A 12508-nucleotide genomic window follows, 5' to 3' on the forward strand; every position below is an offset into this window, starting at 1 on the left:
GTGATGTGGCGCTGACCCGTCGTCGGTGGTGACACCCGAACAGGGCTGCGCCCGTGGCCCGGACGCGTACGCGACTTCAAGGAGGAATCGTGGTCAGACGAACCAACGGGGGACGGTGGTGGGCCCGGGGCGCGAGCGCGGCGCTCGCCGCCGTGCTCCTGGCGCCGCTCGGCATGAGTGGTGCCAGTGCCCATGACGGAGAGCCACACGCAGAGGAGGATGCCGAGTTCAGCGCCCTCGTCTTCTCGAAGACGGCCGGTTTCCGGCACGGCTCGATCCCTGCCGGTGTGGCGGCCATCCAGCAGCTCGGTGAGGAGCACGGCTTCGCCGTCGACCACACCGAGGACTCCACCGCCTTCACCGAGGAGAACCTCGCCAACTACGACGTCGTCGTCTGGCTCTCCACCACCGGTGACGTGCTCAACGACGAGCAGCAGGGGGCCTTCGAGCAGTACATCCAGGACGGTGGCGGCTACGCCGGCATCCACGCCGCGAGCGACACCGAGTACGACTGGCCCTGGTACGGCGAGCTCGTCGGTGCCTACTTCGCCAGCCACCCTCCCGGCACCCCCAACGCGGACGTCGCCGTCGTCGACCGCGTCCACCCCTCGACGGCGCACCTGCCGATGCGCTGGAACCGCACGGACGAGTGGTACAACTACCGCGAGAACCCGCGCGGCGACGTCCACGTCCTCGCGACGCTCGACGAGACCACCTACGAGCCCGGCAACGCCGCCATGGGCACCGACCACCCGATCGCCTGGTGCCACGACTACGACGGCGGACGCTCCTGGTACACCGGTGGCGGGCACACCAACGAGTCCTACAGCGAGCCGGAGTTCGTCCAGCACATCCTCGGCGGCATCCGCACCGCCGCGGGCGTCGAGGGCGCGGACTGCGCCGCGACCGTCGAGAGCTCCTTCGAGCAGGTGACCCTCGCCAAGGGGGGAGCGACCATCGGTGAGCCGATCGCGCTCGCGGTCCTGCCGAACGGCGACGTGCTGCACACCGCGCGCGACGGCCGCGTCTTCTACACGACGGCCGACGCCTCGACCCGCACCGCCGCGACCATCCCCGTCTACAACCACGACGAGGACGGCCTGCAGGGCATCGCGATCGACCCGAACTTCGAGGAGAACCGCTGGGTCTACCTCTACTACGCCCCGCCGCTGGACACGCCCCCGGGTGACGCGCCCGAGACCGGGCCGCCGTCGGCGTACGAGCCGTTCGAGGGCCACAACAGCCTCTCGCGCTTCCAGCTCGCCGAGGACGGCACCCTCGACCTCGCCTCGGAGCAGGAGATCCTGCGCGTCGAGGCCGACCGTGGCATCTGCTGCCACGCCGGCGGTGAGATCGACTTCGACGCCGAGGGCAACCTCTACCTGTCGACCGGTGACGACACCAACCCCTTCGCCTCCGACGGGTACTCCCCGCTGGACGACCGGGAGAACCGCAACCCCGCGTTCGACGGCCGCCGGACCTCCGGCAACACCAACGACCTGCGCGGCAAGCTCATCCGCATCGACGTCATGGACGAGATCGCCGACGACGCGGAGCCGGGGCCGGGCAGCACGTACACCGTCCCGGAGGGCAACCTCTTCGACTCCGAGGAGTACGACCCGGAGCTCGTGCGCGAAGAGATCTACGCGATGGGCTTCCGCAACCCGTTCCGCTTCGCCGTCGACAAGGAGACGGGCTGGATCCACCTCGGTGACTACGGCCCCGACGCCGGTGCGGCCAACGCCGACCGCGGCCCCGGTGGCCAGGTGGAGTTCAACCTCATCAAGGAGCCGGGCAACTTCGGCTGGCCCTTCTGCCACGGTGACAACGACGCCTACAACGACTACGACTTCGCCGCCGGCACGTCCGGGCCGAAGTTCGACTGCGCGAACCTCGTCAACGACAGCGCGCACAACACGGGCCTGACGAACCTGCCGCCGGCGGTCCCGGCATGGCTGCCCTACGACGGTGGCAGCGAGCCCCAGCTCGGCACCGGCAGCGAGTCGCCCATGGGCGGCCCGACCTACCGCTTCGACCCGGAGCTCGACTCCCCGACGAAGTGGCCGGAGTACTTCGACGGCAAGACCTTCAACTACGAGTGGGGCCGTGGCTGGATCCGGGAGTTCGTCACCGACGACGAGGGCAACCTCGTCGACGTCGTCCCGTCCTTCGAGTGGCTCGACCTCTCGTGGCCGATGAACGTCGAGTTCGGGCCGGACGGCGCGATGTACATCCTCGACTACGGCCAGAGCTGGTTCGGCGGTGACGAGTTCTCCGCGCTGTACCGCATCGACTACGTCGGGCAGCTCAACCCGGTCGCGCGCATCGAGACCTCGGCGACGAGCGGCCCCCTGCCGCTCACCGTCGAGTTCGACGCCTCGACGTCCACCGATCCGGAGGACAGCGACCTCACCTACGAGTGGGACTTCGACAACGACGGGACGGCGGACGCCACCGGCGTCACCGTCGAGCACACGTTCACCGACCCGGGCGTCCACACCGTGCGGCTCAACGTCGTCGCGGCCGACGGGCGCGTGGGTACCGCGACCGTGAACATCACCGCGGGCAACACCGCACCGACGGTCGAGCTCGAGTTCCCCGAGGACGGCTCCATCTTCTCCTTCGGCGACCGGATCCCCTTCAAGGTGACCGTCACCGACCCGGAGGACGGCGAGATCGACTGCGCCGACGTCGTCGTGGAGTACATCCTCGGCCACGACAGCCACGGGCACCCGCTGTCCCGCGTGTCCGGCTGTGAGGGCACCATCGCCACCGCGGCCGACGATGGCCACGGGCTGGACGCCGACATCTTCGGCATCATCAACGTCCGCTACGCCGACCAGGGCGGAGAGGGCGATGTCCCCAGCCTCACCGGGGACGACGAGGCGATGCTGCGGCTGCGCACCCAGCAGGCCGAGTTCTACGACGAGGCCGAGGGCGTCAACGTCTTCGCCAAGGACGGAGCAGCCGGCGGTCAGCAGGTCGGCGACATCCACAACGGTGACTGGATCGCCTTCGACCCGCTGAACTTCGTCAACATCGACGGCGTGTCCTTCCGGTACACCTCCGGAGGCGCGGGCGGCACCCTCGAGGTGCGCCAGGGCTCGGTCGACGGCCACCTCGCGGCGAGCGTCGAGCTCGGCAACACCGGTGGCTGGGAGGTCTGGGAGACCAGCGAGGTCGTCGAGCTCGACGCCCTCGAGGGCACCGGACCGGTGTACTTCGTGTTCACCGGCCACGAGACCGAGGCGCTCTTCGACATCGACGAGATCCGGTACTCGGGTCGCGGCGCTGCCGACAACATCGCCCCGACGGTGGAGGCGCAGGCCACCCCGACCTCCGGGGAGGCCCCGCTCGAGGTGACCTTCACCGCGACCGCCTCCGACCCCGACGGCGACGACGTCACCCTCGCGTGGGACTTCGGCGACGGATCCACGGGTGAGGGTGCCGAGGTGACCCACACCTACACCGAGCCCGGCACCTACACCGCGACGGTCACCGCGACCGACGCCGGTGGTGCCAGCTCCACCGCGACGGTCACCGTGACCGTCGACGGGCCTCCGTCCCAGTGCGACGAGGTCGCCCCGAGCGACGAGTTCGACGGCTCGGAGCTCGACGAGTGCCGCTGGCAGGTCGTGCGGCCCGCGCCGGAGCACCTGCGCGTGGTCGACGGCCACCTCGAGCTGGACGCCACCCCCGGTGACATCTACGGCGGTGACAACCAGACCCCGGCGAACTTCGTGCTCCAGGACCTCGGTGACGAGGACTGGACCGTGGAGACCGTCGTCGACATGTCCGAGACCAGCCAGCAGTACGAGCAGGGTGGCCTCATCGTCCACGTCGACGACGACAACTACGTGAAGCTCGACGCCCTGACGACGAACGCGGCGGGCTCCGCCGTGACGCGGCAGGTGGAGCTCCGCAGCGAGGTCGGCAGTGTGGTCCAGGACCCGCAGCCGAGCTCCCCGCAGATCACCGCGACCACGGTCCACCTGCGGCTCGCCAAGGAGGGGGACACCTTCACCGGCTCCTACTCCGTGGACGGCGGCGAGACGTGGACCGCGTTCCCGGCGGTCACCAACGCCGGTGTCGCGGCCGACGGCCGGACCGGTCTGTTCGCCCTCGGCGCCGCCTCGACGCTGGAGCCGACCATCCGGTTCGACTACTTCCGGGTGCTCGGTGACGAGCCTCCGGCCGAGCCGGTCCTCATCCCCGTCGAGAAGGTCTCGATCGGCCTGTACTCCCTCATCCCGTGGGTGGAGGCCGAGGGTCTGCCGACCGTGCTCGCGCGGCTGGCCGAGATCGGGCTGGAGAACATCGAGCCCTACGGCGGGAACCTCACCCCGTACACGGCCGAGCAGTTCCGCGCGATGGTCGACGAGATCGGCCTGCGAGTCCCCTCGTCGCACTACAACACCGCGGAGGACACCTTCGACGACACGCTCGCGTACGTCGAGACTCTGGGCCAGGAGTACGTCGGCTCCGGTGGCTTCGCCGCCCCCGGCATCGGCACCTACGAGAACACCCTCGCGACGGCGGAGACGATGAACCGGCTCGGTGAGCGGTCCGTCGCGGCCGGGATCGGGAAGTTCTTCGGCCACAACCACGCCGTCGAGTTCACCACCATGTACGAGCACAACGGTGAGCAGATGTCGGCCTGGGAGATCCTCGTCGAGGAGACGAACCCCGAGTTCGTCACCTTCCAGGTGGACGTGGCGTGGGCAACGCACGGCGGTGTGGACGTGCCCGCACTCCTCGAGGAGTACGGCGACCGCATCGAGCTGCTCCACATCAAGGACGCGACGAACCTCGGGGCGGCCGGCGGGCCCTCCTTCACCAACCTCGGTGAGGGCGACGTCCCGCTGCAGGACATCCTGCGCGCGGCCGAGGAGCACGCGGAGATCGCGTACTACGTCATGGAGTACGACGTCGCGCCCGAGGGCGAGGACTTCGTGGTCACCGGCTTCGAGTACCTCACCGGCCTGGAGGCCGGGGAGGACGGCTCGCGCCCGGTCGACGTGGCGCCCGCGGCGGTGACCTTCACCGACGAGGACGGCACCGAGGACGACACGTACACCGTCCCGTGGTCGGTCGGCGTGGAGTACGTCGTCGACGGCGAGGTCGTGGCGCCGGGGACCTACCCGGGCTCCGGCACCGTGACCGTCACCGCGGTGGTGCTCGACGGCTTCCGGCTCGAGGAGGGGGCGACCACCGAGTGGACGCACACCTTCTCCACCGGTGGTGGCACCCCGACCGACCCGGTCGAGGGCGCGCAGGCGCTGGCCGACGCGCTCGAGGGTTACATCGCCTCCGGTGACGTGGCCGGCCCGATCGCCGGTCAGCTCACCCGGGCGCTCGAGCAGGCCGTCCGGCACCTCGAGGCGGGCCGCGAGGCCCAGGCCGTCCGGTCCATGGAGCTGTTCATGCGGCACCTGGACAACCCGAAGCGGCCCGACACGCTCGACGCCGCGGCGCAGGCCGACCTGCGCAGCCAGGTGGAGGTGATCATCGACCTCCTCGGCTGACCACTGAAGGTGAGGCCCGCAGCCGGCAGGCTGCGGGCCTCACCCGTGCCCGGACGGTAGCGTGCCGAGCATTCCGGCAGAGGGGAAGGGCGCCGTGGGTGGGAGGTCGCGCGGCCTGATCGTGGCCGTGACCTGCGCCGTCGTCCTCGTCGGGTGCGCGGCGCCGTCGACGCCGGACAGGTGCGGCGGGCCCGACCCGGCGGGTGACGCACGGGTGCTGCTCGACGGCTCGCAGGAGAGTCTCGAGGGGTGGCGGTCGGCCGGGCCGGGTGGCTTCGAGGTCGCCGAGGACTGCTCGGTTCGCACCGTCGGCGGGATGGGGCTGCTGTGGTTCCCCGAGGAGCTGGCGGACTACCGGCTCACGGTCGAGTGGCGCGCGTCGGGGGACGACAACTCCGGCGTCTTCGTCGGCTTCCCAGATCCCGGTGACGACCCGTGGGTGGCGGTGCGGCAGGGCTACGAGATCCAGATCGACCCGACCGACGCGCCGGACCGCACGACCGGCGCCGTGTACGGCTTCCAGGGCGCCGACGTCGTCGCCCGGGACGCGGCCCTCGCCGCGCCGGGGGAGTGGAACACCCTCGACGTCGTCGTCCAGGACCCGCGGATCACGGTGTCCCTCAACGGCGCGGTGGTCACCGAGTTCGTCTCGACCGACCCGGCGCGTGACCTCTCCTCCGGGCACGTCGGCCTGCAGAACCACGGCGACGACGACGAGGTCCACTTCCGCAGCGTCGTCCTCACGCCCCTCACGGACTGACCACCCCCGCCCGCCCTCGCGTGCAAGATCCAGCTCTCGGCGGGGAAGGGGGGGCGCGGGGTGAGGGTGGGGGTGACCGGGGTGGACGATCCGTGAGACGGGGGTGATTTTGGTTGACCGCTACCCAAAAGAACGCCTACGCTGCGAGCCACGGTGGGCGACGACGGTGCAAAGACACACCTGCGTCCCCCTGCCGAGGCGGAAGGGCGGCCACCCCGCCCACCCGACCGACAGCAGTCGCGGACCAGAGAGGGTTCGTGACGCGACCCTGCGTACACGGTTCGAGGAGGAATTGTGCACAGAAGATCCACCGTACGAAGCTGGGGAGCACGGGCCGCAAGCGCCCTGCTCGCCGGCGCACTGGTGGTGCCGCTCGGGATGAGCGGCGCAACGGCCCATGACGGGACCGACCACGACGAGACCGAGCCCTTCAGCGCACTCGTCTTCAGCAAGACCGCAGCTTTCCGGCACAGCTCCATCCCCGCAGGCATCGCGGCGATCGAGGAGCTCGGGGAGGAGCACGGGTTCGAGGTGACGGCCACCGAGGACGCCGCCGCCTTCACCAGCGAGAACCTCGCCCAGTACGACGTCGTCGTCTGGCTCTCCACGACCGGCGACGTCCTCAACAACCAGCAGCAGGCCGCGTTCGAGGAGTACATCCAGAACGGCGGCGGCTACGCCGGCATCCACGCCGCGAGCGACACCGAGTACGACTGGCCCTGGTACGGCGAGCTCGTCGGCGCCTACTTCGCCAGCCACCCCCCGGGGACTCCGACGGCCACGGTCGTCGTCGAGGACCCGGCCCACCCCTCCACCGAGCACCTGCCGGCGCGCTGGGAGCGCACCGACGAGTGGTACTCCTTCCGCAGCAACCCGCGCGGTGACGTCCACGTCCTCGCCTCCCTCGACGAGTCGACGTACGACGCCGGCAACGGCGCCATGGCCCCGGACCACCCGATCGCCTGGTGCCACGACTACGACGGTGGCCGCGCCTGGTACACGGGTGGCGGACACACCGACGCGTCCTTCTCCGAGCCCGAGTTCCGCGACCACATGCTCGAGGGCATCCGGACCGCGGCAGGCGTCCTCGACGCCGACTGCAGCGCGACGCTCGACGAGAGCTTCGACAAGGTCGAGCTCGACCTCAACACCCAGAACCCGATGGACCTGGCGCCCGCGCCGGACGGCCGCACGATCTACATCGAGCGCGACGGCCGCGTCCAGATCGTCCAGCCGAACGGCGGCACCGTCACTGCGGCCACGCTCCCCGTGACGCAGGTGCAGGAGTTCGGTCTGCTCGGCATCGAGCTCGACCCGGGCTTCGAGGAGAACGGCTGGGTGTACCTCTACTACTCCCCGCAGGGCTCGTCCTCCGACCGGGTCTCCCGCTTCACCCTCGACGAGAACACCCTCGACGTCGCGAGCGAGCAGGTCCTCCTGGAGGTCCCGGTCCAGCGCAGCGAGTGCTGCCACGCCGGCGGCGCCCTGGAGTTCGACGGCGAGGGCAACCTCTACGTCGCGACCGGTGACAACACCAACCCCTTCGCCTCGGACGGCTTCAGCCCGATCGACGAGCGTCCCGGCCGCGCGGCGTGGGACGCCCAGGGCACGTCGGGCAACACCAACGACCTCCGGGGCAAGATCCTGCGGATCACCCCGCAGGACGACGGTTCGGTGACGATCCCCGAGGGCAACCTCTTCGCTCCCGGGACGGACAAGACCCGTCCGGAGATCTTCGCGATGGGCTTCCGCAACCCGTTCAAGATCGGCATGGACCCGCGCACCGACACGCTGCTGGTCGCCGACTACGGTCCGGACGCCGGCGCGGCCAACCCCGACCGGGGACCGGCCGGCATGGTCGAGTGGAACATCGTCCAGGAGCCGGGCAACTACGGCTGGCCGCACTGTGTCGGCGCCAACGACGCCTACCGCTCGTACGACTTCGCCACCCAGCAGCCCGGCGCGGCGTTCGACTGCGCCAACGGCCCGACCAACGACTCGCCCAACAACACCGGGCTGACCCAGCTGCCGCCGGTCGTGCCCGCGACCATCTGGTACCAGAACAACAACCAGCGGAACAACGCCCCGGAGATCGGTTCCGGGGGTGGCGCTCCGATGGCCGGCAGCGTCTACGTCTACGACGAGGAGCTGGCCTCCGCCCGCAAGTGGCCCGCCTACTTCGACGGCAAGGCCGCCTTCGCCGAGTGGAACACCGGCAAGCTCTTCACCTTCCAGATGAACGACGACACGACCGAGGTCGTCGACATCAACCGGATCCTCGAGAGCATGTCCTTCCGGCGTCCGCACGCCCTGGAGTGGGGCGCCGACGGTGCGCTCTACATCATCGAGTGGGGCTCCGGCTTCGGCGGCAACAACGCCGACTCCGGCGTCTACCGCCTCGACTACCTCTCCGGCCAGCGGGCGCCGATCGCGCGCGCCGAGGCCGACGTCACGAACGGACCGCTGCCGCTCGAGGTGACCTTCAGCTCCGAGGGGTCGCGCGACCCCGAGGGCGGCCCGGTCACCCTCGCGTGGGACTTCGGTGACGGCGAGACGTCGACGGAGGCCAACCCGACCCACACCTACACGGAGGCCGGCAACTACACGGCCACGCTCACCGTGACGAACGCGGACGGGGTCTCGACCTCGACCACGGTCCTCATCTCGGCGGGCAACACCGCGCCGACGGTCACCGTCGAGATGCCCCCGAACGGTGGCTTCTTCAACTTCGGTGACGTCGTGCAGTACAAGGTGACGGTCACCGACCCCGAGGACGGGGAGGAGATCGACTGCAACGACGTCATCGTCCAGCCGGCCCTCGGCCACGACGAGCACGCCCACCCGTACGACCAGTACCGCGGCTGTGAGGGTGCGATCCCGGTCAACGGGGACACCGGTCACATCGGCGCGAACATCTTCGGCGTCATCACCGTGACCTACACCGACCAGGGTGCCGAGGGGGTCGACCCCCTCACCACGCAGGAGGTCATCATCCTCCAGCCCAAGCGCAAGGAGGCCGAGTACTTCGCCGAGACGGGCCGTCTGCCCGGCTCGACGAGCACCGGTGACCCGGGCGTCCAGGTGGAGGCCACCGAGGACGTCGGCGGCGGCCAGAACGTCGGCTTCGCCGAGGTCGACGACTGGTTCTCCTTCGACCCGACCAACCTCACCGGGATCGACTCGATCCGGCTCCGTGCCGCGTCGCAGCCCGGCGGCACCGTCGACATCCGTACCGGCGCGCCGGACGGGGAGTCGATCGGCACCATCACCGTCCCCGCGAACACCTGGCAGTCCTGGGCCAACCACGACGTCGCCCTCCCCGAGGACGTGACGACCGAGAGCGGCCCGCTCTACTTCGTCATCACGAGCGGACAGGCCAACGTCAACTGGGTCCAGTTCATCGGACGCGGTGTCACGGACAACGAGAGCCCCGCGGTCGAGATCACGACGACGGCGACCTCGGGACCGGCCCCGCTCGCGGTGGCCTTCACGGCCACGGCGACCGACCCCGACGGCGACACGCCCCTGACCTACGCGTGGAGCTTCGGGGACGGGGCCACGGCCGACACGGCCGAGGCCTCGCACACCTACACCACCCCCGGCCGCTACACGGCGTCCGTGACGGTGACCGACGCTCGCGGCGCCTCGACGATCGAGACCGTCCAGGTCAACGTCACGGCGCCGGGTCTCCAGTGCCTCGACGGCCGCTCCGACGGCTTCGACGGTGACGCGCTCGACACCGAGCGCTGGGACGAGTCCCTGCGGGTCAACCAGGACCTGCGCGTGGAGGACGGCAACCTCGTCATCCCGACGTCCTCGACGGACATCTACGGGACGGACAACGGCGACGTGCCGAACGTCGTCCTGCAGGACCTTCCCGAGGGGCCGTTCACGGCGACGACCAGGCTGACGCTCAACGGGTCGCAGGCCTACCAGCAGGGCGGCCTCATCATCTACGGCGACGCGGACAACTACGCCAAGATGGTGTTCTCCGGGCGCAGCACCTCCGGGTCCGACCCGGCGAGCCGCGTCTTCCAGTTCATCCGCGAGGAGGCGGGGCAGCCTAACGAGGTCAACGCCTCGCTGAGCCCCGCGGTCGGTGCGGACCACCCGAGCACGGTGTGGGTGCGCTTCGTCAGTGACGGGCAGAACCTCGTCGCGTCCTACAGCGCGAACGGGACCGACTTCACCGAGATGTCGGAGACGAAGCTGCTGGCCGGCATGACGGACCCGAAGATCGGTCTGTTCGCCCTCCAGGGGGCCGGCCAGGCGCAGGCCCCGGTCGACGTGGAGTTCGACTACTTCCACATCGTCCCGGACGACTCGGTCGCACCCGTCGACCCGAGCGACGAGTTCGACGGCAGCACCCTGGACGGGTGCCGCTGGGAGATCGTGCGGCCCGACCCGCAGCACATGCGGGTCGTGGACGGCCACCTCGAGCTCGACGCCACCGCCGGTGACATCTACGGCACGGACAACGGCACGCCGAACAACTTCGTCCTGCAGGACCTGGGCGACGGTGACTGGACGGTGGAGACCCTGGTCGACGCCTCCACCCTCACCCGCCAGTACGAGCAGGGCGGTCTGATCGCCTACGTCGACGACGACAACTACGTCAAGCTCGACATCTCGGCCCGCAACAGCCCCGGGAGCGCGCTGACGCTCGGTCTCGAGGCGCTCAGCGAGGTCGACGGGGCCATCCAGAACCCGCAGCCCGCAGCGACCGTCCAGCAGGCGGTCTGGCACCTGCGGCTGGCGAAGGTCGGCACCGACTTCACCGGCTCGTACTCCGCCGACGGTGAGGAGTGGACAACCTTCGCGTCGATCCCCAACGCCCCTGTCGCCGCCAGCGGCAAGGTCGGCCTCTTCGCGCTCGGCACCTCCTCGACGGACAACCAGCCCGTCACCTTCGACTACTTCCGGGTCGACGGGGACGAGGAGCCCGAGCCGGTGACGGTGACGCCCCAGGCGGTCGTCTTCACCGACGCCGCCGGCACCGCCGGCGACACCTACACCATCCCGGCGGTCGAGGGCGTGGAGTACCTGGTCGACGGCGACGTCGTCGAGGCCGGCACCTACCCGGGCTCCGGCACGGTGACGGTGACGGCGCGGGCCCTGGACGGGTTCGTCATCGCCGACGGCGCGACCACCGAGTGGAGCTTCACCTTCGCCACGACCGGTGGCGAGCCGGAGCCGGTCGAGGTCCGTCCGGCCGCGGTGACGTTCACCGAGCTGCCCGGCACGGCGAACGACACCTTCACGGTGCCGGCCACGCAGGGCGTGGAGTACCTGGTGGACGGCGAGGTCGTCACGGCCGGGACCTACCCGGGCTCCGGGACGGTCACCGTGACGGCGCGTGCGACGGACGGCTACGTGCTGGCCGACGACGCCACCGCCCAGTGGTCCTACACGTTCGCCACCACCGGTGGCGAGCAGCCGGAGCCGGAGCCGGAGCCGCAGCCGCAGCCCCCGGTCAGCCAGGAGCACGGCTTCTTCCTGTCGAACGACTGGAAGGGCGGCACGGCCCACGCGTTCCACTACGGCCGGTTCACCGACGAGGTCTTCATCGGTGACTGGGACGGGGACGGGGAGGACTCGATCGCGGTGCGCCGCGGGAACGTCTTCCACGTGGCCAACTCGCTGCGCGCCGGCACGGCGGACTCCGTGTTCGTCTACGGACGCCCGGGTGACACCGTGCTCGTCGGCGACTGGAACGGCGACGGCAAGGACACCTTCGCGGTCCGCCGCGGCAACGTCTACCACGTGAAGAACTCCCTGTCGGGTGGCGTGGCGGACACCGTGGTGGCCTACGGCCGCACCGGTGACGTCGTCCTGGTCGGTGACTGGGACGGCGACGGTCGCGACACGCTGGCCGTGCGCCGCGGGGCGGAGTACTTCGTGAAGAACTCCCTCACCGGTGGTGTCGCGGACAAGACGTTCGCCTACGGCCGCGCCGGCGACATCACGCTCGCCGGTGACTGGGACGGCGACGGTACCGACACCCTGGCAGTGCGCCGCGGTGGCACGTACCTCGCGAAGAACTCCCTGAGCGGCGGCAACGCCGACCTCACCGTCACCTACGGCGGGGTCACCGACCAGGCGTTCGTCGGCGACTGGGACGGCAACGGGACCGACACGCTCGGTCTGCGCCGGCTGCCCCCGGCCGTCATCGCGACGGCGCTGGCAGCTCTCGGGCAGGTGATCGCCGTCTGACCCTCAACCG

General features: G+C 70.3%; 3 protein-coding genes. All 3 read left to right on the forward strand.

Translation table 11 applies throughout. From position 1 onward, the window contains the following. Positions 1-173 precede the first annotated feature (173 nt). The 3 genes from FE251_RS02955 to FE251_RS02965 all read left to right on the forward strand — a co-directional run bounded on the left by FE251_RS02955 (position 174) and on the right by FE251_RS02965 (position 12498). On the forward strand, positions 174-5525 hold the full coding sequence (locus FE251_RS02955) for a ThuA domain-containing protein (RefSeq protein ID WP_456237478.1): 5352 nt from the start codon (positions 174-176) through the stop codon (positions 5523-5525). A 121-nt stretch (positions 5526-5646) separates the two neighbouring features. Continuing rightward, positions 5647-6285, forward strand: coding sequence for a 3-keto-disaccharide hydrolase (locus tag FE251_RS02960; protein WP_223147558.1), 639 nt, complete (start codon positions 5647-5649; stop codon positions 6283-6285). Between the two features lie 378 nt (positions 6286-6663). Further along, entirely contained in the window at positions 6664-12498 is a 5835-nt protein-coding gene (locus FE251_RS02965) for a ThuA domain-containing protein (protein ID WP_179954773.1), read from the forward strand. The last annotated feature ends 10 nt before the right edge of the window (positions 12499-12508 follow it).

The sequence above is a fragment of the Georgenia wutianyii genome (assembly GCF_006349365.1).
Lineage (GTDB): Bacteria > Actinomycetota > Actinomycetes > Actinomycetales > Actinomycetaceae > Oceanitalea > Oceanitalea wutianyii.

What these genes read in the sequence shown, in the direction of transcription:
- FE251_RS02955 (WP_456237478.1), top strand. Translation starts at nt 174, where the DNA reads ATGAGTGGTGCCAGTGCCCATGACGGAGAGCCACACGCAGAGGAGGAT.
- FE251_RS02965 (WP_179954773.1), top strand. Translation starts at nt 6,664, where the DNA reads ATGAGCGGCGCAACGGCCCATGACGGGACCGACCACGACGAGACCGAG.